The organism is Micromonospora sp. NPDC047620 (assembly GCF_043205005.1).
GTDB lineage: Bacteria > Actinomycetota > Actinomycetes > Mycobacteriales > Micromonosporaceae > Micromonospora.
Map to the genome: position 1 here is coordinate 68,331 of NZ_JBIDDG010000017.1, position 20,784 is coordinate 89,114.

The window sequence follows — 20,784 nt, forward strand, 5'->3', positions numbered from 1 at the left end:
GGTCCGCCGGGCCACGGGGGTGCGCGACGCCGCGCTCAGCATCCCGCGGGACGGCCCGCGTGATGGAAGACCGGGTACGCCCACAGCGGTTCGCCGTCGGCGTCGGCGATCTCGGCGAACAGGTGCGCCAGGGAACGGCTCCAGCGGGCCTGCACGGCGGACGCGCCGGTGACCCGCCGGGCGTGCGGGTGACCGTGCCGGGTCCGCAGCACGCAGATCAGCAGCAGCCCGTGCCGGTAGATGTGGTAGTCGTAGATGCCGGCGTCGTCGAGCAACGCCGACATCTCCGGCCAGATCTCGGCGTGCCGGCGCTCGTACTCCTGCTCCGCCCCCGGGCGCAGCCGGTAGAGGTGGCACAGCTGGACCCCCGGCCCGGACTCCCCCGGCCCGGCCGCCCCGTCCGCACCGGAAACTCCCGCCGGCGGGCTCACTTGCCCGAGCCGGCCAGCGCGCCGGCCACCAACTGCCGCTGGAAGACCAGGTAGATGATCAGCACCGGCAGCAGCGCGACGATCAGACCGGCGCTGACCAGCGGCACCGACACGTCGTACTGGCCGCTGAGCAGGGAGACGCCGACCATCAACGTCTTGCTGTCCGAGCCACCCATGATGACCAGGGGCAGCAGCAGGTCGTTCCACATCCAGACGAAGTTGAAGATGGCCAGCGCGGCCAGCGCCGGGGTCGCGATCGGCGCCAACAGACGGAACAGGATGGTGAAGTGGCCGGCGCCGTCCACCCTGGCCGCCTCGATCAGCTCGTCGGGCACCTGCTGGAAGTAACCGGCCAGCTGGTACGTGCCCAACGGCAGGCCGAACGCCGCGTACGCCAGGATCAGGCCCTGGTACTGCCCGGACATGCCCAGGTCCAGCACGGTCTGGTACAGCGGATAGATGATCGCCTGGCTGGGAATGGTCAGCGTGACGATGATCAGCAGGAAGACCAGCTTGCCGCCCCGGAAGCGCAGCTTGGTCACCGCGTACGCGACCAGCAGCGCGGCCAGCACCGACAGCACCAGCCCACCGGCGGTGGTGATCAGCGAGTTCAGCAGCAGCCGCGGCATGTCCATCCGGCGGAACGCCTCGAGGTAGTTCTCCAGGGTCACGCCGGCGGGCAGGCCCAGCGGGTCCCTCGCGAAGCCCGTCTGCGTCTTCAGCGAGCTGACGATGGTGAACAGCAACGGGTAGACCGCCGCGACCGCGACGACCACCAGCGCGAAGGTCAACAGGTAACGCCCCAGCCGGGCGGTGGCACGCCGGTTCATCGCGACCTCCGGGTCCCCTCTGTGAACATGTGCCGCACGCTGAGGATCGACAGCAGGGCGACGAAGACGAACAGGGCGATGCCGATGGCGGAGCCGTACCCACGGTCCAGGAACTGGAAGGTGGTGAGGAAGACCAGGTACTCGGGGAGCATGGTGGCGTCCCCGGGCCCGCCCTGGGTCAGCGCGTAGATCAGCGGGAACAGCCAGATCAGCACGCCGGAGGCGCACAGCACGCTCCAGTAGGCGACGGTGGGCCGGAGCATCGGCACGACCACCGAGAACAGCCGCCGCCAGAAGCCCGCCCCGTCGAGATAGGCCGCCTCGAGGACCTCCTCGGGGATGGTGGACAGGCCGGCGAGGTACGTCATCACGCCCAGGCCGAACAGGCTCCACAGGGCCACCGCGACGAGCGAGAACAGGGCGCTGTAGCGTCCGTTGAGCCACTCGAGGGCCAGGGGGTCCAGCCCGACCGAGCGCAGGAAGGCGTTGAGCGGCCCGTCCGGGGCGAGGATCTGCCGGAACATGATGCCGACGACGATCGGCGCGATCGTGTACGGGATGAAGTACACGGCGCGGAAGAACTTCCAGCCCGGGGCGCGCTGGTGGATGACCACCGCCAGGACCAGGGGCAGCACGACCCAGATCGGCAGCGTCGCCACCACGAGCAGCGCGTTGCGGAAACTGGAGCGCACCACCGGGTCGTCGAGCATCCGGGTGTAGTTGTCGACGCCGGCGAACGAACTGCCACCGAAACCGCTCGACGATTCGAGGCTGGTGACCACGCCCCGGCCGAGGGGCACGAACTTGAACGCGACGGCCAGGGCGAGCGCCGGCAGCACCAGGGCGGCGCCGAGCCACCACTCCCGGACCCGCGCGGCGCGGGCCGGACGGCGGGCGGGCTCGGGTGGGCGGTCCGCGACCACCGGCTCCGACACCGGCGCGGTGGAGATGGTCATCGGTTTCCTCTCTCCGGGCGGGCCGGGCGGGGCGGCCGGAGCCACCCCGCCCGGGGCGACTACTTGTTCTGCTTCTTCGTCGGGCTGCGCTCCAGGGCCTGCTGCATCTGCTCGGCCCACTTGTCGACGGTGAGCTGGCCGAGGGTGACCTGCTGCCAGCCCCGGGCCAGCGCGTCGGCCTCCGGGCCGGAGAGCATCACGCCGGCGTGCAGGGTCGGCTCCGCCACCAGTTCCTGGATCTTCTGGAAGGCCGGCGAGGAGGGCAGCAGGGCCTTGTCGACGTTCTTGTTCAGCGGCTGGCCCTTGGCGTGCTTGACCCACAGCTCGCCGTTCTCCTTGCCGGCGAGCCAGGTGATGAACGCCAGGCCGGCGTCCTTCTTCTTGCTCCACTGGGTCACCCCGTAGACGGCGCCCTCGATGCCGGAGAACTTCTGCGCCAGCGGCGCCGCCGGGTTGGCCGCCGGCCAGCGGGTCACGCCGAGCTTGTCGTCGCCGAGGGCCTTGCCGAACGCCTCCCAGTTCACCGCGTCCGAGATGATCGTCCCGGCGAAGGCGGCGCCACCGCGCTGGAAGATGTCCGCCCCGTCGGGGAGCATCGTGATCGACGGCGCGTTCTTGTTCGCCCAGCCCTTGGTGGTGATCTCGGCCAGCTTCTCCAGCACCGAGACCAGCTTCGGGTCCTTCCAGGACAGGCTGCCCGCGAGCAACCCGCGGATGTCGTCCTCGCTCAGGTAGCTGCGGGCGATCTCCGGGAAGTCCCAGTAGGCCGGGAACGTGCCGGACAGGCCCAGGGCCAGGCAGGTCTTCCCCGTCTTGGCGACCGCGTCGCAGGCCGCGCCGAACTCGTCCCAGGTCGCCGGGGGCCGCTCCGGGTCGAGCCCGGCGGCCGTCAGCACGTCCTTGTTGTAGTAGAGGACGTTGCCCTGGTAGGAGAAGGGCACGCCGTAGCAGGGCTTGCTGGTGTCGAAGCCCTCGCAGGCACCGCTGTAGGTGACCAGGTCCTTGTTGATCTCCGCGGCCTTGTCGCCCAGCGGCACGTACGCACCGCGCCGGTCGAACAGCTCGAGGCCGGCGTTGTTGGCCATCACGTCCGGCCCGGACTGCGAGGTGATGTACGGGCCCTGCACCTCGGGATACTTGTCGAAGGGCACCGACTGCATCTCGAGCTTGATGTCCGGGTGGCTGGCCTCGAAGCTGGTCTTGACCTGCTTCCAGTACTCGGTGCCACCCGGCTCCCAGGTCAGCACCTTCAGGGTGACCGGGCCGCCCGCGGCGTCGTCGCCACCACAACCGGTCAGCAGCGCGGCGGCGGCCACGCCAGCGGCGACGAGACCGGCCAATCTACGTCGATTCATCGGCAGAAGCTCCTGTCAGCGAGGGGGTTTGAGGGATTCGGCGGACGGCGCCGTCGGCGGCGGCGCTGTCGACCACGGCGGCGGCGATCTGGACCACGTGCAGTCCGTCGGCCAGGGGAACGACCGGGGAGACGTCGCTGCCGTCGACCTGGCGGAGGAAGTGCCGGAGCTCGGCGGCGAGCGCACCGCCGCCGTCGACCGGGGAGAGCAGCCAGTCCGGCGCCTCGGTCTGCTCGGCCTGCACCAGCACCGTGGGATGTCCGAGGTCGACGTGACCGACCCCGTCGGTGCCGTACACCTCGACCAGGTCGGAGGTGTGGTTGGGGGTGTGTTCGGGCAGGAGATAGCTGTTGCGGATCGACGACACGACGTCGTTGGCGTGTCGAAGCTCCGCCCACACCAGGACCGGCGTCGCCGATCCCGGTCGGGTTCGGGCCGCCGCGCGCACCTCGACCACCGGCGCTGCCGCGTACCAGAGCGCCAGGTCGATGTCGTGCACCGCGGTCAGCAGTGCGGGATGGTCGTTCGGGAAGAGCCGGGTCAGGGAGCGGGGGCGGTCCCGGCGCGAGGAGACGGCCAGCACCCGGCCCAGGCGGCCCTCGCGGACCGCGTCGTGCAGGGCCCGGTGGGCGGGGCTGTGCCGCAGGATGTGCCCCGGCTGGCAGAGCACCCCGTGCGCCTCGGCGGCCTCGACGATCGCGGTGGCGTCGGCGACCGTCGCGGCCAGCGGCTTCTCGACCAGCACGGGAACCCCGGCGGCGATCAGCGCGACCGCGACGGCGCGGTGCGCCGGCCCGGGCACGCACACGGAGGCGGCATCCGGCGCCGCCTGCGCGAGCAGGGCCGCGACGGAATCGAACGTACGCGGGATGCCGTGTTGGGCGGCGACCCGCTCCCGGGTGGCGGTGTCCGGGTCGACCAGCGCGTCCACCCGGACACCGAGCGACCGGTACGCGGCGACGTGCCGGGCGCCGAACGCGCCCGCCCCGACCACGGCCACCCGCGGCCCGGTGCTCACCGGGCCACCGCCTCGGCCGGCGCCGCCGTGCCCGCGCCGGCGACCGGGACCGGCGCCTCCCCCGCGAGCCGACCGTCGAGGACCGCCCGGGTGAGGCGCTCCAGTGCGGCGACCCCCGTCGCGAGGCACCGCTCGTCGACGTCGAACGCCCCGGAGTGCAGCGGCGCGCCACCGCGTTCGCCGGTGACCCCGAGCTTGACGTACAGGCTCGGGCCAAGCGCGCCCAGCAGGGCGAAGTCGTCGGTGGTCAGGGGCGGTACCGGCAGGTCGACGACGTCGACGTGCCCCGACAGTTCGGCGTGCGCGAGAGCCACCACCTCCGGGGCGTTGCGCACCGGCGGCATCTCGTTGGCCCAGGCGAACCGTACGCCGAGGTCGAGCGCGGCGGCCTGCTGGCGGGCGACGCGTTCGATGACCTCCTTCAGCCGCTCCCGCACGGCGGGGTCGTGGGTGCGCAGCGTCCCGGTGGCTTCAGCCCGCTCGGCGACCTGACTCTGGCTCGCTCCGCCGGCGATCGTGCCGATGTTGAAGGCGACCAGTTCGTCGGGGTTGCGGGACCGGGAGACGGCCGCGTGCAACGTGGACACCATGGCGGTCAGGCCGAGGATGGCGTCCCGGCCCAGCGCCGGGGTGGCGGCGTGCGCGGCCCGCCCGAGCACCTCGACGCGGAACGCGTCCTTGGCCGCCATCGCGGTCGCCCGGTCGATCCCCACCGCTCCGGCGGGCAGGTCGGGCCAGCAGTGCAGCCCGAGCACGGCGTCGAACCGGCGGTCGCGGAACGCCTCGTCGGCCAGGACCGCGGCGGCCCCCGAGTCGGCGCCGAACGGGATCTCCTCGGCCGGCTGGAACAGCACGGTCACCGCACCCCGGGCGGGTGGGTCGGCGGCGAGCCGGGCGGCGACCCCGTAGGCGACGGTCATGTGCACGTCGTGCCCGCAGGCGTGGCACACGCCCGGATTGCGGGAGGCGTACGGCTCCTGCTTGCTGTCCTGCACGGGATAGGCGTCCATATCGGCCCGAAGAAGGACCGTCGGCCCCGGGGCGCCGCCGACGATCTCCAGGACCACGCCGGTGTCGGCAATTCCGGTGCGAATCCGGCCGAGTGGCCCGAGCAGGCGCTCCAGAGTAGCTGCGGTCTGCCGCTCCGTGAACCGCAGCTCGGGGTGCCGGTGAAGCTGACGCCGCAGCCGTACCAGCTCATCAACCTCGTCGCCTGGCAGCGTCACCCGGCTCACTCCTCGCTCGCGCCAACGTAATCCGGACCTAATTGAGACAAGAACCTAAGTCAGGGGTGTCTCCGCGTCAATGGCCAGGCGAGATTTGAGTTAGGGTCCGAACCATGCAACGCGCCGACGCCCACCTGCACCTGTTCGCCGCCGGCTACCCCGGCCGCTACGGCCGCTCCCCCGCCGGCGGCGACGAACTGGCCGTCTACCAAGGCCTACGCCGCGAACACGGCATCGTCCGGTCGCTGGTGATCGGCTACGAAGGCGAGGCCGGCTTCGCCGGGAACAACCGCCATCTGGCCTCCCTCGCCGCCGCGCACGACTGGATCGCCCCGGTCGCCTACGTCCCACCAGATGGACCGACCGACGAAGACTCGCTCGACCGCTGGTGGTCGGCGGGCTTCGTGGGCATCGCCGCCTACCTGGCCGACCCGGCGTCGGCGGACCGCTTCAGCGACTGGCTGGCTCGCCACACGGCAGCGCTGAACAGCACGGCGACGCTGCTCAGCCTGAACGCCACACCCGCCGCGACCGACCGGCTCGGCCCGGCCCTCGCCGCCCTGGACGGGTGCACGATCCTGTTCAGCCACCTCGGGCTGCCCGGCACGCAACCCGTGGTCCCCACCGGCGACGAGGCGCAGGAGATCCTCACGCCCCTCACCCGCCTGGCGCGACTACCCCACGTCGGAGTCAAGATCTCCGGGCTGTACGCCGTCAGCGAGCCCTCCCACGGCTACCCGCACGACGCGGCACGACCGTTCGTCGAGCTGCTCCTGACGCACCTCGGCACCCGGCGCCTGTACTGGGGTTCGGACTTCCCGCCCTGCCTCGACCACGTGTCGTTCGCACAGACCCTGCACCCGGTCGGCCTCGACGAACTCTCCGCCGCCGAACGGAACGACGTCCTCGGCGCCAACCTCCTGCGCGCCCTGGACCAGCGCACCGCCGCTGGGACGTGACGGGTCTCGGCTCATCCGGGAGTTCCGGCATCATCGGCACGACAGCATCGCCACGGCCAGCGACGCCCTCACGTTGCTGCTCGACCGGACTGACGCGGTGCCGCGCGACGGCGGCCTGAAGCGCCCGTGACCGCGCCGGGCGGCGGAGCGATCGCCGACACGGTCACGGAGCCAGTCCCTCAGTGCGCTGCCACGACCACCGCTGCCGGTTCCAGTTCGGCGAGCCGGGACGGCCGCACGACCACGAGCAGGACCGCCATCGCCGCCACCATGCCACCTGCGACGACGAGGGCCATGGCGACCGCGCCCGTACCCAGCACGCCCACCAGGGGCGCTGCCAGCGCGCCGACGCCGAACTGCACCGCGCCGAGCAGGGCGGAGGCCGTACCGGCCGCTTCCCCGTGCCGGGACAGGGCCAGGGCCGGCGCGTTCGGCATCGCAAGCCCCGCCGCGGCGAGCACCACCCACAACGACGCCAGCAGGCTCGGCAGACCGCCGAGCCCCGTCGCGGCGAAGGCGAGCAGCGCCACACCGGCGCCCGTCCCCACACCCAGGGCGACGACGAGGATTTGCTGCGGCGAATAGCGGCGCAGCAGCCGTACGTTGAACTGCGTCGCCGCGATCAGCCCCACGGCGCCCGCACCGAAGGCCAGCCCGAACTGCTGCTCGTTCAGCCCGTACTGCTCCTGCAGGACGAACGACGACCCGGCCACGTAGGCGAACAACGCCGCCATGGCCAGCCCGGCGACCAGGACGAGGCCCACGAACGTGCGGTCCCGCAGCAGCGAGCCGTACACGACAACCGTCGCGACCACCCCGCCGCGCCGGCGCCGGTCCGCCGGCAGCGTCTCGCGCAGCCCGAGCACGGCGACCACGACGAGCAGCACCCCGAGGACGGCCAGCGCCACGAACACGCCGCGCCAGTCCGTCCAGCGCAGCAGCCCACCGCCGAGGGTCGGGGCGAGGATCGGCGCCGCCCCCATGACCAGCAGCAGCCGGGAGAGCAGCGTGGCGAAGGCCGCGCCGCTGAACAGGTCGCGGACCACGGCCATCGCGACCACCGAGGCCGCCGCCACGCCGAGTCCCTGCACCACCCGCAACACACCGAGTACCGCGATGTTCGGTGCGAGGACGCAGAGCACCGACGCCACGACGTGCAGCGCGATACCGGCGATCAGCGGCACGCGCCGCCCGACGGCGTCGGACAGCGGGCCGATCAGCAACTGGCCGACGGCGAGGCCCGCCAGCGTGCCGGTGAGGGTGAGTTGGACCGCCGCCGACGTGGTCTGGAAATCCGCGACGATCGCGGGCAGCGCGGGCAGGTACATGTCGATGGTCAACGGACCCACCGCGATCAGCGACCCGAGCACGAGGACGAGCCGCAGGCGTTGCCGGGCGCTCATCAGGTCACCCGGCATCCCCGAGGCAGCCGGACCAGCGGGAGCATCGACGGTAGAGGTCATCGGATCGTCTCCGACCGGTCGACCCGCAGCCGCGGGGACTGTGCAGAAGTCATAACTGGCTCCAAATCCCGATCCCGGTGATCTCATTCCCCGACGGGCCAGGAGGCAATGGAAATCACACAGCGGCATCTCTGCCGGGCGGCCAACCAGCAGTGACCGGACGCCACCTGCCAGTTGAACGAACGCGGCCGGCCAGACGGACCGTTCAGAACGTGTGCAGGTCCAGGGTGATGCCGTCCGATCCCCCGGAATGGCTCACCGCGACCCAGTCGTCCCCGGCGCCAGCGAGCCAACCGGGGTAACGGCCGAGCTGACGGCCGGTCGGCACGTCGTAGACGATCACGAACGGCCGGCCGGCCGTCGCAGCGCTGACCGCCACGAGCCGTCCGGTCACGGTCGACCGCCAACTCGCCGCCCCGCCGGAGAGCCCCGGATCCGGCGCGGTCCACCGCGACGCGCCGGTGGTCATGTCGAGCAGCTCCAGCTCACCCTCGTCGGCGCTGCGCCGCACCAGCACGGACCGGTCGTCCCCGTCGATCGGTACGCCGGAGGTGGCACCCTCCCACTCCGCCTTGCCATTGCGCAGGTCCACCAACTGTGGCCGGCCGGTCGCGCTGACCGCGACGAGCCGGGTGCCAGCCCCGATCAGGACCAGCCCGCTCTGATGGTTCGTCAACCGCCTGACGCACTCACCATCCTCGTTACGCCCGCTGAAGACCTCACCGGACCAGCCTCTGGCACCGGTTGCCGCGTTGGCGGTGACGATGCTGACGGTGCACTGCCGATCGCCCCGGGGCGGATCGTTGTCGGTGGTCACCAGCAGGTCGCCTGCGACGAAGCCGTACCAGGCCCGGCTCGGCAACCGCCCGGCCCCAGCCTTGCCGGTGGTGGTCGCGACTGCCGTGTAGGTAGGGGCGGACGCGCTCAGCCGCACCGCCACGTACCGCCCGGTGGGCGGGGCATACGGAATACGCGCACCGAGCGCGACGTCGGTCACCCGGGCGAACCGGTCGGCGGCCAGTTTCCAGAGCTGACGGCCGTCCCGGACGTCCCGGGCAATGACCACGCACTTCGCCGACTGCCCTGTGCCCACGCACTCCTTGTTGTAGACGACCTGTTGCTGGACGATGACGTCCTGGGTGTCCTCGGCCCGCCAGCGGGTGGCGCCGGTGACCGCGTCGAGCACCTCCAGCGGTCCTCCGTCGCTGGCGCTCGCGACGATCAGACGGTCGGTGACCGCGTACTGATAGCTCGTCGGGAACGGATGGCGCCACAGGTCCTGCCCGGTGGACCGGTCCACCGCCCGGAGTTCCCGCTCGTCGGGCACGACGATCAGCTGGCCGATCTGCGCCAGCTGATCGACGAGCCGGTTGACCGACACCGACCAGACCGGGTCGGGGCCCTCCTGCCCCGGCCGGCTGCCCCGGCCCCGTAGGGTCTCCTGGCTCACCTCGATCTGCGGCGCAGGCCGCTCCGGCGGCTCCGCCCGAGGCCCGGCGCACGCGGCGAGCCCGAGGACCAGGCTCAGGGCCGCTCCGGCAAGGCTCCATCGGGGCAGGCGGTACGACGGTGACAACGGTCTCTCCCTCGATCGGCGGCGAAGGCCCCACCGTAGGACCCGCCCGCACCCGGAGAAGGCGTGACGCCGGAACTACCGGAAGGTGGCGCGGTCAGGGTGCCGACGGTTGGCGCGCAGGGCGGCCAGCACCACGCCCGGTGTGGCCAGCGACCGCGGATGCGCACGCATGGAAACGACCTCGTTGAACCGTCGCGCGACAGCCACGTCCGTGACGGTCGCCGTCACGATCTGCCGGCTGATCCAACTCGAGAACCGGTGGCCGCGCGGGTAGGGGCCGTCGACGTGCGGCAGGGCCAGGTCGGCGGAGGTGGACGTCGACCACGCGGCGTCGACCACGACCCTCTGCCAGTCGAAGAACCGGCGCGCGGGCAGGGCCGGATCCGGCCGTGACCGCAGGTACACCGACAGGCAGGCCGCGTGCAGTGCCGCCGCCGTCATCCCCTGCCCGTACACCGGGTTGAACGACGCGACCGCGTCGCCGACGCTCACCAGCCGGGTCGGGAACCGCTTGAGCGCGTGGAAGTCCCGCCGCCGGCTGTCGGCATGGCGGTAGGTCCGGACGTCGCCGAGCATCTCGTTCCCGGCGACGTCACCGAACTCCGGTGGGAACTGGTCCCGCAGCCGCCGCACGAAATCCTCGGCGGTACTTCCCGGGCGGTTGTCGCCGTACCCGGCCATCATCGCCATCCACCGGCCGTCCTCGACGGCGAAGACCGCGGCGCCGGCCACGTCCGGCGACGTCTCCGGACTGTGCAGCGCCATGACGACCGTGAGGTCGGGAGCGGGCTCCCGGCGTCGGAACAGGGCCGTCGCGTAGTTCAGGTCCACGGTCATCCGTCGTGTGAGGGGGCGGTCCCAGCCGGCATGCTCCAGCCATTCGGACAGCCTGCTCGAACGCCCCATGGCGTCCACCACGAAGTCACCGCTCTCGACGCCGGGCACCCCGCCGACGTCGCAGCGGACGCCGGTGGCCGCGCCACCGTCGAGCACGAGACCCGTGGCGCGGGCCACGACCGTCTTGACGTTGGGCAGTCGAAGCACCTGCTGACGGATCAGCCCCTCCAGCAGCGGCCGGGTGCCCGTCAGGCTGTCGGCGTCGTCGGGCACGACAACCTTCAGCCGGCCGTCGAGGTAGGCGCGTCTGGTCCCGGGGGGAGCCTCGATCGCTCCCTGAGCCAGCGCCTGTTCGCGGAAGCCGGGAAACAGGCGTTCGAGCTGGAGGAAGCCACCGGGCAGGAGCGCGTGCAACTGCGTCCCCTGTGGCACGCCCCGCCGACCGCCGGTCAGATGCAGGTCGTCCCGGTCGACGACGACGACGCTCTCCGCGTGGTCGGACAACACCCGGGCGGCCAGCAAGCCGGCGACACTGCCGCCGACCACGACGGCCCTGCCCATGACCGGAGACTGCCGGGTGGGTGGTCGCACGGCGTTCAACGCGGCGAAGACCTTGGTCGGGGAGAGGGGCATCGTGCTCTCCAAGGGGTACGAGAGTGCCGCGCACGCGCCTGCCGAGCGGCCTGCGCGTACGCGGCCCCACAGGACGGACCGGCCGACATGACGCTCGTCGATCGTCGCACAAGCAGCGGGCGCTGCCCCGGCAGGTCGCCCACCAACCGGTCCTCGGTGCGCCTCCGCGACCATGGCGAACGCGTGCCCGGTCGGGGCGCGGCGTCACCGCCACCAGGAGCGCGGCGGGAACCGCAGGATCCGGTCGTCGCCTGCCGCGGGAACGCCCCGACCGTCACGGTTGCTGGTCGTCAACCAGAGGGAGCCGTCCGGTGCGTACGCGACGGTGCGCAGCCGGCCGTAGGTGCCGACGAGCTGCGCGGTGGGCGTGCCGGCCCCGTCGAGCGGTACGACCCACAGCCGGGCGCCGCGCAGGGCCGCGACGTAAAGCGTCCTGCCCACGACCACCGCGCCGCTGGGCGACGCCTCGGCGGGCGTCCACCTCACGATCGGGTCGCGGAAGCGCGGGTCGCCGGCCGCCCCCTCCACCACCGGCCAGCCGTAGTTGCCGCCCGGCACGATGCGGTTGACCTCGTCCCAGCGGCTCGAACCGAACTCGGTCGCGTAGAGCCGGCCCCGCCAGTCCCAGGCCAGGCCCTGCACGTTGCGGTGGCCGAGGCTGTAGACCAGGGACCCGGCGGTCGGATTGCTCCAGGGCACGGTGCCGTCCGGCCGCATCCGCAGGATCTTCCCGTTGCGGTGCGACGGGTCCTGGGCGGTGGCCGACTGTCCGGCGTCGCCGACGCCCGCGTAGAGCATCCCGTCCGGGCCGAACGCGATGCGCCCGCCGTTGTGCACGCCGGACCGGGCGAGCCCGGTGAGGATCGGCTGCTGGACCTGCGGCGCGGTGAGCCGGAAGCGGATGATCCGGTTGTCGACGCTGGAGGTGAGGTACGCGTACACGTAGCCGTCGATGCGGTAGCAGGGCGAGACGGCCAGCCCGAGCAGCCCGGCCTCGCCCGCCGCGACGACCCCCGAGATCTGCGCGACCTGCTGCGGGGCCGACCCACGACGCACCCGTAGGACCCGCCCGCTGTTCCGCTCGGTGACGAGCGCGCTGCCGTCGGGCAGGAAGTCCAGCCCCCACGGCGCTTCGAGGCCGGTGGCGACGGTCTCCGGTCGGGTGAAGTCGAACCCGCGCCAGCCGAATCCGCGCTCGCCGCTGGGCTCGTGAGCGGTCGCCGTGGCGGGCGGTCCGGCGACGCTGACGCAGACGGCGAGGGCGATACCGGCGACAACGCTGCGTCTTCTCATGGCGTACCCCGGGGTCTTCGACACACGCCAGTTGATGCCGGCGTCGCCCGCCAGGGACAGGCGAGCGCGACACCACTGTCCTCGTCCCGCCGTCTCGGGACCGTCACCGCGACGCCCGCCACGGAGACGCCGCATGTGCGCCCGTCAGGCGACGCACCGGGACGGACCCCAGCCCGCGGCGGGCGGTCTCGCTCGGCTGCCGGCGAGGTGGCCCGGGCCGGCTACTTCATCTTGCGCGTCGACCGGGCCACGATGGCGTCGTACTCGGGGTGCTTCTCCAGCCATCCGCTGAGGAAGGGGCAGATCGGCACCACTGTCCGGCCTCTGGCGCGGGCGTCGTCCATCACCGCTCGGGCCAGGGTCGATGCCACTCCCTGGCCCTCGAACTCCGCGTCGACCTCGGTGTGGGTGTAAGCAATGATGGTGCCGGTCAGCTGGTAGGTGACCACACCGGCCAGCGCTCCGGTCTCGTCTCTCGCCTCGAAACGCTCCCGCTCCGGCGCGTCTGTCACGGTGAACTGCACCCCGCCATCCAACCATGGAGCGGCCCACGGACCGGGCGGGGCCGCCGGGGTTGTGCCCGACGGCCCGCCCGGCGCATCAGTGGAGCATGACGGGGACCTTCTCCGGCTCCCCCTGCTGGTCGTCGAGCAGGTGCGACGGCTCGCGCCGGCGGGGCAGGAACGCGGCCGGAATGAACGTGGCCACCACCAGCGCGAACCCGATCCAGAACGTGTTCGCGAACGCACCGGCGGCGAAGTCGAGGCCCCGGTCGATGAGCGACGGGTCGACGGGGAACTGCTGGGCCAGCTCCGGCTGTTGCTGGACGGCGGTGGCAAGGCCGGCTTCGGTCATCGGCTCGCCGCTCGGGTCGGTCACGCCGGGGATCGGCCGCGAACCGTTCAGCTCGTTGGTGAGGATCACCGACATCACCGCGGCGCCGACGGACCCGCCGATCTGCTGGAGAATGTTGACCAGCGTGGAACCGCGGGCGACCTCCTGGGCGCTGAGGGTCTTCAGCGCCGAGGTCATGATCGGCATCATGGTGCCGCCCATGCCGAGGCCCATGACGAACAGCGACCCGCAGAGCATCCAGTACGACGTGTCCGCGTCGAGTTGGGTGAAGGTGAAGAACCCGGCGGCGATGAGCACCAGCGCGAACGGCACGGTGCGACCGACGGGCACCCGGTCGGCCAGCATCCCCGCCACCGGCATCGTCATCATCGCGCCGATGCCCTGCGGCGCTATCAGCAGGCCAGCGGCCAGCGTCGACTCGCCGCGGACCAGCAGGAAGTAGCTCGGGAACAGAATGCCGGCGCCCATGAACGCGATGATGAACACGAACATGGTCACCGACGCGATGGTCAGGTTGCGGTTGGCGAACAGCCGCAGGTCGAGCAGGGGGTGCCGGGGCTTGAAGGAGTAGAGGACGAACGCGACGACGAGCGCTCCGCCGACCAGCATGGGCGCCCACACCTCGGTGTCGGCGAAGGTGCCGGCCTCAGGCAGCGTGGAGACGCCGTAGAGGAACAGGGCGAGGCCCGGCGAGAGCATCAGCATGCCGACGAAGTCGAACGACTCGGACGGCTCGGGGGCGTCCTTCGGCAGCGCCAGCGCGGCGTAGACGAGCGCGACGGCGCCGATCGGCAGGTTGATCAGGAAGATCCAGTGCCAGCTCGCCGTGTCGATCAACCAGCCGCCGAGGATCGGGCCTCCGATGGGGCCGAGCAGCATCGGGATGCCGAGGACGGCCATCAGCCGGCCGATCCGGTGGGGTCCGGCCGCCCGGGTCATGATCGTCATGCCGATCGGCATGAGCATGCCGCCGCCGAGGCCCTGTAGCACGCGGTAGCCGATCAGCTGCCCGATCGTGTCGGCTGTGGCGCACAGCACGGACCCGATCGTGAACAGGGCCAGCGCGACCATGTAGAGGCGTTTGGTGCCGAACCGGTCGGCGGCCCAGCCGCTGAGCGGGATCACGGTGGCCAGCGCGAGCGTGTAGGCGGTCATCGTCCAGGCGACCTGGGCGTAGGTCGCGTCGAATTCGCGCTGGAAGGTCGGCAGGGCGACGCTGACGACCGTCACGTCCAGGATCGACATGATCGCGCCGAGGACGACGACCCCTGCCACCTTGAGGACCGCGCCGTCGAGCTTGTCTGAGGTCGCGATGGATTGCTGTGTCACAAAGTCTCCTGAATCCCCGTTGGGGCCAGCGGGAGCTGGCCAGGCGCCGATTCCGGTAGGCACGGCCCGGCGCGCGCTGTCACATGCGCAGCGATGTCCGCGGGCAGACTAACGACCGGCAGTGACATTCGGCTTCCGGATTTCCGGCTGTCGAGGTCGACGTCACTCCGCACAAGTCGCGCCGAAAGGCCCAGTCCAGAACGTTGAAATGCGTTCCGCTACGCCGCAGGGTGGGGCGCCCCCGGCGCGGGACCCAGCGCCGCCAGCTGGATCTGCAACGCCAACCGCGTGCGGGGCGACTCGAGATCGACGGCGACGACCTCGGCGAGGCGGCGCATGCGGTACCGGAGCGTGTTGGGATGCACGTGCAACTGCCGGGCGGCCCGCTTCGGGTCGCCCTGCTGCTCCAGCCAGGCCGCGATGGTGGCGACGTAGTCGGTGCCGTGCTGCCGATCATGGGCGATGAGGTCGGGCAGCGGACCGCCGACCAGCAGGTCGGCGCTCGGCACGGCGCGGACCACGCGGTGCACGACCACCTCCGCCCACTGGTCCTCGAACCGCAGCACCGGGCCCCGGTGTCGGGTCGAGCCGTGCAGCGCGAGCAGCTCCGCCGCCTCGGCCCGGGAGCGCGGCAGGTCCGTCAGGTTCCTGGCGACGCCGCCGGACGCGGCGTACAGCCCCGGGTCGTGCACGGCGATGTCGCGGATCAGCCGCTCCATCCAGCGCCGGGAACCGGCCGACTCGCCGCCGTCGACCAGGACGGCGAACAGGACGTCGCCGACGTCCGCGATGAGCGGTTGGCGCCACCCGTGGCGACGGGTGATCGACTCCCACATGGCCAGGTTGTCGACCATCTCCCCCGTACCGCCGTGCGCGCCGAGCCCGACGACCCGCCACGGGCCCTCGGGAAGCGCCAACTCCTCCCGGCCCATCCGGCCGGGCGCCCGCAGGGCGGCCCGCAGCCGGTCGGCCGACACCCGGCGCGCGACGTCGGCCTGCACCCGCAGGCGGAGCAGGTGCAGCGCCAGCACGGACGCCGCGCCCTGGAGATCGCGCAGACGCGCGGCGGGGACAGGCCCCTCGACGACGGCCCAGATCGAGCCGAGCAGCTCACCCCCGGCCCGGATCGGGATGATGAGCCGGGGCAGCGTCCCGTCGGGCCCCTGCGGCACGAAGATCAGCTCGCTGCCCGTCGCCAGCTTGCGGAAGACGCCACGGGACCGGAAGTGCGCGACCACGTTGCCGGGGGCGCGCCGTCCGACGATCGTCGAGACGCGCGCCGGGTCGGTACGGTCCTGACGTGACGAGTACGCCAGCACCCGGGACTGGGCGTCCTCGATCGTCACCGGCGCGTCGACCACGGCGGCGGTCGCGTCGGCGAGGGCGAACAGTTCGTCGTACACCCCGGTCTCCCCGGTGTCGGCCGGGCCGGGCGCGACGGCCCGGTCGATCACCCCGCGCAGCAGCCAGACGAGCTGGGCCCACGAACCGTGGCTCTGTAGCTCGACCAGGGTCAGCCGCCGCTCGGCGGCGGCTGCCGTCACGGCGGGGTGCCCGGCCAGCGGAGGCTTGAGCACGAGGCCGGCGGCCCCCGCCTCGGCGTAGCGCGCGACGACGGCGAGCGCCTGGTCCGGGGTGCCGATGCCCGCACCGAGCACGAGGTCGCCGCTCTGGCCGCTCGTGGTGTCGTCGACCTCGGCGAGGGTCACGTCGCGGACCTCGGCCTCGTCGGCGGGTACGACGACCTTGAGCAACGCGGCGCCGACCGCGTCCACCACGCCAGCCACGGTGATCACGAGCAGATTGTGCCTCGTCCTTGTCCGCTCCGGCCAATCGTCGGGACAAGCCTTGGCCTGCCGGAACAATGACGTACCGGCGGGTCGGGGACAGGATGGGCGCGATCCCGGTTGCCCTGAAGGAGAGAAACGGATGCCCCCCATCGAGTCCGCCCCCGCCCCCCAACGCGTCGCCGTCGTCGGCGCGGGGATGGTCGGGCTGGCCACCGCCTGGTTCCTGCAGGAACGGGGCGTCCAGGTCACCGTGCTCGACCGTACCGGCGTGGCCGCGGGCGCGTCGTGGGGCAACGCCGGCTGGCTCACCCCCGGCATCACCACTCCCCTGCCGGAGCCGGCGGTGCTGCGTTACGGTCTGCGGGCCGTCCTGAGCCCGTCGTCGCCGGTCTACGTGCCGCCGCGCGCCGACGCCCGGCTCCTGCGGTTCCTGACCGGCTTCGCCCGGCACAGCACCCCGTCGAAGTGGCGCACCGCGATGCGGGCCTTCATCCCGATGAACCGGCGCGCGTTGGAGTCGTTCGACGCGCTGGCGGCCGGCGGGGTCGGGGCGATGACGCACGAGGCGAAGTCGTTCATGGCCGCGTACCGGACCGAGGCCGAGCGGTCGGTCCTGCTGGACGAGCTGGCGCACATCCACTCCGCCGGCCAGGCGATCGAGTTCGACGTCCTGACCGGGGCCGAGGCGCGCGAGGTGGAGCCGTCGCTGTCGGACAACGTCGGCGCCGCCATCCGCCTGCACGACCAGCGGTACATCAACCCCGGGCAGTACGTGCACGCCCTCGCCGACTCCGTCCGCGCCCGCGGCGCGTCGATCGTCGCCGGCGCCGACGTCACCGACATCCGCGACGAGAGCACCGGCGTCCGGGTGATCACCACCGCCGGCGCGGACGAGCGCTACGACGCGGTGGTGCTGGCGACCGGCACCTGGCTCGGTGAGCTGGGTCGGCGCTTCGGCGTCCGGACCGTCGTGCAGGCCGGCCGCGGGTACAGCTTCAGCGTCGCCATCGAGCACATGCCGGCCGGTCCGGTCTACTTCCCCGCGCAGCGCGTCGCCTGCACGCCCCTCGGGGACCGGCTGCGCGTCGCCGGGATGATGGAGTTCCGCAGCGCCGAGGCGCCGCTCGACCGTCGCCGCATCTCCGCCATCGCCGAGGCCGCGCGGCCGCTGCTGCGGGGCGCCGACCTCGACGCCCGCGCCGACGAGTGGGTGGGCGCGCGGCCCTGCACCCCCGACGGCCTGCCCCTGATCGGCCGGACCCGCTCGCCGCGCGTCTTCGCCGCCGGCGGCCACGGCATGTGGGGCATCACCCTCGGCCCGCTCACCGGCGAACTGCTCGCCGAGCAGATCACCGGCGGTGGACAGCCCGTGGAGCTGCGCCCCTTTGACCCGCTGCGCTGACGGGCACCGCCCAGGGCCGGGCAGCCCGGCCCCGACTCACCCCTGGCTCTCACGATCCGCTCCGCGGCGACGGTACCCGCCCGGTACGTGACCGGACGGGCACCGTCGCCGCTGTCGAGGCGGGTCGCTCAGGCGCCCGGGCCCCGAACGGTGACGCCGTGGCTGGTGTAGGCGTATCCGTAGGTGGCGTCGCCGTCGAAGCGGATGTGGTACGTGTACTGGCCGCTTACCGGGGGCGTGTCGGTGATGGTGAACGAGCCGTCAGCGGCGAGCGGCACCAGCGGCAGGTCAGTCCCGACGGAACCATTCTCGTTGGTGTGGATCCGGTACACCACGATCGACCCGGAGACCGGCGTGGGCACGTTACCGGCGGTACTCATCTGACCGGTGAGCGTGAGCGGCTTCTTGGCGTTCCCGGTCGTCGGGCCGGTCACGGTCAGCGAGATGGGGTGCTGGGCCACGTCGACCTTGGTCGTGATCCTTGACCAGCGGAAGGCGGGGCTACCGTCCCAGGTGGCGGTGTAGCTGACGCTGCCGCTGACCGGCGGGGTGTCGGTGACGGTGAAGGTGCCGTCCTCGGTGGTGGTCACGCCGGGCAGGGTGGCGGTGGTGCCGTCGGGCAGCGTGCGGGTGATCTCGATCGGCTGTGCGCCCGGCGCGGAGCCGTCTGGGAAGGCGAGCCGGCCGGTCATGCTGAACGGATCCAGTGCGGTCGCCGCGGTGGTGGCCGACAGGCTCAGCGTGGACGCCGGCAGGAAGGCGCCCTCCACGCGCCACAGGTAGTACCGGTTGTACGGCCAGTCGTTGAGCAGGGCGTAGACGTCGTCGCCCAGCACGGAGAGACTGCCGGTGACCAGGTCGCCCTTGTAGGTCATCTGCGTCTGCAAGGTCTTCGCCCCCGTGGCGGCGTCGTACACCCTGGCGTAGGGGCCGTACATCGTGCCGTAGAAGGCGGTGGCGACGTGTGCGCCGTCCGGGCTGAGCGCGACCGCGCCCGGTGAGCCGGGGTAGTCGGCCGTCGAGCCGTAGCTGCGGACCTTGGTCAGGGTCGTGGTGTCCCAGACGTCGAAGCCGGAGGTGGCGAAGACCGAGATGGCCTGGGTGCCGTCGGGCGTGATGGTGAGGTCGGTCAGGTTGGACAGGTCGTTGTCGGCGCCGTCGATGACGCCCCGCAGCGTCGCCGGGGTGGTGCTGACGTCGTACACCCGGGGCCTGGCGGGGTTGATCCCCGCCTCGGCGGTGAAGACCGTGTTGCCGGCGCCGGCGACCAGGGGCGCGCCGTACATCCGGGTGGCGACCTGGACGGGCGTGGGCGCCGCCACGGACAGGTCGAGGCCGAGGACGCCGCCGACAAAGTTGTTCTTGATGCCGTAGCCCACCCAGAGCTGGTCGCCGTCGAGAGACAGGTTCGCCGGGGACGGGTACCCGGCCAGGTTGATCCGTCGGACGACGGCAAGGGTGGCCACGTCGATCTCGGCGATCTCGTTCGAGCCGGACAGCGCCGCGTAGACCCGGCTGCCGTCAGGCGTGACGGCCAGGCCGGTCGGGCCGGCCAGGTCGGCGATGCTACCGGTGAGCGTGCCGCGGGCGTCAGCGACCACGATCCGGTCGTTCGCGGAGACGAAGACCCGGCCGCCGGCCGCGGCCGTGTCGACGACGCCGGTGACGCCCTGGATCAGGGTGGCGTTGTCCCTGGCGGCGGCAGGTGCGGTGGTGGCGACGAGGCCGGCCGCTGCGGCCATCGTCGATGCCAGGACTGAGCCGATCACTGTGCGAAATCGCACGTGCGGTCCCCTTTCGGTGGTAACCCCGTGATGCCGCGGCGGCCGGCAGAGCCGATGCCGGGGCCTGCGACAAGATCGTCGCGTCGTGGGATTAGGCGTCCTTCCCGCCCGCGCCGTTACACAGTGGATCACAAAGTCCGTCAATAGGTGACACTCGCTGCCGATCGTCACACGCCGATACCGTCCGGACCGGGTGGGCTGCCCCTGCCGGTGTCCTGCCAGCTGCTTGCGGACCGCCCGGTTCGTGGAGGTCGCGTCGATCCCGCGCCGTCTTATGGTCTACCGGCCGTGGACCCGGCGCCAGGACGGCGCCCCGGCCTTCGGCCACTTGCCTTCGAAGGGCACACCGTTGGCGGGGGCGGCGGGGGACGCGGTGCGCGTGCCGTTGGTGGCCCGCTGGTGGGGTTCCGGCTGGCAGATGGCGCAGAACCGGGCGGACGGCAGGTGCGCCAACTGCTCGATGGGGATGTCGCCGTGGCACCCTTCGCAGGTGCCGTAGTGGCCCTGTTCCAGGTAGTGCAGTGCCCGGGCGATGTCGCCGAGGGCCCGCCGGGTGGCGGTGGTCAACGCGGAGGCGGCCTCGACGTCGGCGCCGTCGGCGCGCATCCGGCGGGCCTGCCGGTCCAGCAGCGCCAGCTGGGTGCTGTGCCGCTCGTACTGCTCCTCAAGGACGATCCGCAGTACGCCCAACTCGTCCTGCCTGCTCACGACGTACACGATCGGGGTTCCTTCCTGCTCGGGACGAAAAGAACGGGCGGAGCGCTGATGCGCTCCGCCCGCCGGTGCCGGACATGTGGATGTCGGCCGCGTGGCGGCGGGCGGCGCTGGCCGGGCGCCCGCCGGGTCGGCGGCGCGACGGCGCCCCGGCGGATGCGGGCGACCACCGGCACGACGAGGTGACGCAGGGTCGTGTCGGCGACGAGGCGGGTCCGCGGGTACGTCGACGGCGCCGCTGCCGCAGGGACCGGGCGCGAGTGCGCGGCAGCGGCCTGCGGCCCCGACGAGCGGGGCTGCCGGGACGGGCCGCAGAGGATCACGGCGTCACCA

17 protein-coding genes are annotated in these 20,784 nt (G+C 72.3%); 2 read left to right on the plus strand and 15 right to left on the minus strand.

Annotation, left to right across the window (positions count from 1 at the left end; all coding sequences use genetic code 11):
• Positions 1 to 35: 35 nt before the first annotated feature.
• Genes ACGF5C_RS21690 through ACGF5C_RS21715 form a run of 6 tightly spaced genes read right to left on the minus strand, consistent with a single transcriptional unit; the run spans position 36 to position 5,816 of the window.
• Positions 36 to 431 carry an L-rhamnose mutarotase gene (locus ACGF5C_RS21690; RefSeq protein WP_393304178.1) on the minus strand — a complete coding sequence of 132 codons (396 nt, stop codon included), beginning with the start codon at positions 429 to 431 and terminating at the stop codon, positions 36 to 38.
• Positions 428 to 1,261, minus strand: a complete 834-nt coding sequence (locus ACGF5C_RS21695; protein WP_350678952.1) for a carbohydrate ABC transporter permease — start codon at positions 1,259 to 1,261, stop codon at positions 428 to 430. The genes ACGF5C_RS21690 and ACGF5C_RS21695 overlap by 4 nt, the downstream gene beginning before the upstream one ends.
• Positions 1,258 to 2,217, minus strand: coding sequence for a carbohydrate ABC transporter permease (locus ACGF5C_RS21700; protein WP_393304180.1), 960 nt, complete (start codon positions 2,215 to 2,217; stop codon positions 1,258 to 1,260). The genes ACGF5C_RS21695 and ACGF5C_RS21700 overlap by 4 nt, the downstream gene beginning before the upstream one ends.
• A gap of 59 nt (positions 2,218 to 2,276) precedes the next feature.
• Positions 2,277 to 3,572 carry an ABC transporter substrate-binding protein gene (locus ACGF5C_RS21705; RefSeq protein ID WP_393304182.1) on the minus strand — a complete coding sequence of 432 codons (1,296 nt, stop codon included), beginning with the start codon at positions 3,570 to 3,572 and terminating at the stop codon, positions 2,277 to 2,279.
• On the minus strand, positions 3,559 to 4,590 hold the full coding sequence (locus tag ACGF5C_RS21710) for a Gfo/Idh/MocA family protein (RefSeq protein WP_393304184.1): 1,032 nt from the start codon (positions 4,588 to 4,590) through the stop codon (positions 3,559 to 3,561). The genes ACGF5C_RS21705 and ACGF5C_RS21710 overlap by 14 nt, the downstream gene beginning before the upstream one ends.
• Positions 4,587 to 5,816: a M20 family metallopeptidase gene (locus ACGF5C_RS21715; protein WP_393304186.1), complete on the minus strand. Its 1,230-nt coding sequence runs from the start codon at positions 5,814 to 5,816 to the stop codon at positions 4,587 to 4,589. Before ACGF5C_RS21715 ends, ACGF5C_RS21710 begins: the two co-directional genes overlap by 4 nt.
• 113 nt (positions 5,817 to 5,929) lie before the next feature.
• Here ACGF5C_RS21715 and ACGF5C_RS21720 point away from each other — a divergent pair, with 113 nt between their 5' ends.
• Positions 5,930 to 6,775 (plus strand): amidohydrolase family protein, encoded by an 846-nt coding sequence (locus tag ACGF5C_RS21720; RefSeq protein ID WP_393304188.1) that lies wholly within the window; start codon positions 5,930 to 5,932, stop codon positions 6,773 to 6,775.
• 179 nt (positions 6,776 to 6,954) lie between these two features.
• Here ACGF5C_RS21720 and ACGF5C_RS21725 read toward each other — a convergent pair whose 3' ends face one another.
• The 7 genes from ACGF5C_RS21725 to ACGF5C_RS21755 form a co-directional block, all read right to left on the minus strand.
• Positions 6,955 to 8,178 (minus strand): multidrug effflux MFS transporter, encoded by a 1,224-nt coding sequence (locus tag ACGF5C_RS21725; protein WP_393304190.1) that lies wholly within the window; start codon positions 8,176 to 8,178, stop codon positions 6,955 to 6,957.
• Positions 8,179 to 8,443: 265 nt separating this feature from the next.
• Positions 8,444 to 9,814, minus strand: coding sequence for a PQQ-binding-like beta-propeller repeat protein (locus tag ACGF5C_RS21730; RefSeq protein WP_393304192.1), 1,371 nt, complete (start codon positions 9,812 to 9,814; stop codon positions 8,444 to 8,446).
• A 75-nt stretch (positions 9,815 to 9,889) separates the two neighbouring features.
• Entirely contained in the window at positions 9,890 to 11,284 is a 1,395-nt protein-coding gene (locus ACGF5C_RS21735; RefSeq protein WP_393304194.1) for an FAD-dependent oxidoreductase, read from the minus strand.
• Between the two features lie 204 nt (positions 11,285 to 11,488).
• Positions 11,489 to 12,601, minus strand: coding sequence for a PQQ-dependent sugar dehydrogenase (locus ACGF5C_RS21740; protein ID WP_393304196.1), 1,113 nt, complete (start codon positions 12,599 to 12,601; stop codon positions 11,489 to 11,491).
• Positions 12,602 to 12,798: 197 nt separating this feature from the next.
• Positions 12,799 to 13,101 carry a GNAT family N-acetyltransferase gene (locus tag ACGF5C_RS21745; protein WP_393304198.1) on the minus strand — a complete coding sequence of 101 codons (303 nt, stop codon included), beginning with the start codon at positions 13,099 to 13,101 and terminating at the stop codon, positions 12,799 to 12,801.
• 76 nt (positions 13,102 to 13,177) lie between these two features.
• Entirely contained in the window at positions 13,178 to 14,761 is a 1,584-nt protein-coding gene (locus tag ACGF5C_RS21750) for a DHA2 family efflux MFS transporter permease subunit (protein WP_393304200.1), read from the minus strand.
• A 218-nt stretch (positions 14,762 to 14,979) separates the two neighbouring features.
• On the minus strand, positions 14,980 to 16,557 hold the full coding sequence (locus ACGF5C_RS21755; protein WP_393304202.1) for a helix-turn-helix domain-containing protein: 1,578 nt from the start codon (positions 16,555 to 16,557) through the stop codon (positions 14,980 to 14,982).
• 133 nt (positions 16,558 to 16,690) lie between these two features.
• On the opposite strand from ACGF5C_RS21755, the gene ACGF5C_RS21760 reads away from it, so the two are divergent.
• The gene (locus ACGF5C_RS21760) at positions 16,691 to 17,953 is read left to right on the plus strand and encodes an NAD(P)/FAD-dependent oxidoreductase (protein WP_393304204.1); all 1,263 of its coding nucleotides are present in this window, start codon (positions 16,691 to 16,693) and stop codon (positions 17,951 to 17,953) included.
• Positions 17,954 to 18,081: 128 nt separating this feature from the next.
• Here the strand turns inward: ACGF5C_RS21760 and ACGF5C_RS21765 are convergent, their stop codons facing one another.
• Both ACGF5C_RS21765 and ACGF5C_RS21770 read right to left on the minus strand, forming a co-directional pair.
• Positions 18,082 to 19,737, minus strand: coding sequence for a hypothetical protein (locus ACGF5C_RS21765; RefSeq protein ID WP_393304206.1), 1,656 nt, complete (start codon positions 19,735 to 19,737; stop codon positions 18,082 to 18,084).
• Positions 19,738 to 20,016: 279 nt separating this feature from the next.
• Positions 20,017 to 20,445, minus strand: coding sequence for a TraR/DksA family transcriptional regulator (locus ACGF5C_RS21770; protein WP_393304208.1), 429 nt, complete (start codon positions 20,443 to 20,445; stop codon positions 20,017 to 20,019).
• Positions 20,446 to 20,784 lie beyond the last annotated feature (339 nt).

Coding starts and splice junctions, on each gene's coding strand:
- ACGF5C_RS21695 (WP_350678952.1), bottom strand. CDS start 1,261: ATGAACCGGCGTGCCACCGCCCGGCTGGGGCGTTACCTGTTGACCTTC.
- ACGF5C_RS21700 (WP_393304180.1), bottom strand. CDS start 2,217: ATGACCATCTCCACCGCGCCGGTGTCGGAGCCGGTGGTCGCGGACCGC.
- ACGF5C_RS21705 (WP_393304182.1), bottom strand. CDS start 3,572: ATGAATCGACGTAGATTGGCCGGTCTCGTCGCCGCTGGCGTGGCCGCC.
- ACGF5C_RS21720 (WP_393304188.1), top strand. CDS start 5,930: ATGCAACGCGCCGACGCCCACCTGCACCTGTTCGCCGCCGGCTACCCC.
- ACGF5C_RS21725 (WP_393304190.1), bottom strand. CDS start 8,178: ATGAGCGCCCGGCAACGCCTGCGGCTCGTCCTCGTGCTCGGGTCGCTG.
- ACGF5C_RS21735 (WP_393304194.1), bottom strand. CDS start 11,284: ATGCCCCTCTCCCCGACCAAGGTCTTCGCCGCGTTGAACGCCGTGCGA.
- ACGF5C_RS21760 (WP_393304204.1), top strand. CDS start 16,691: ATGCCCCCCATCGAGTCCGCCCCCGCCCCCCAACGCGTCGCCGTCGTC.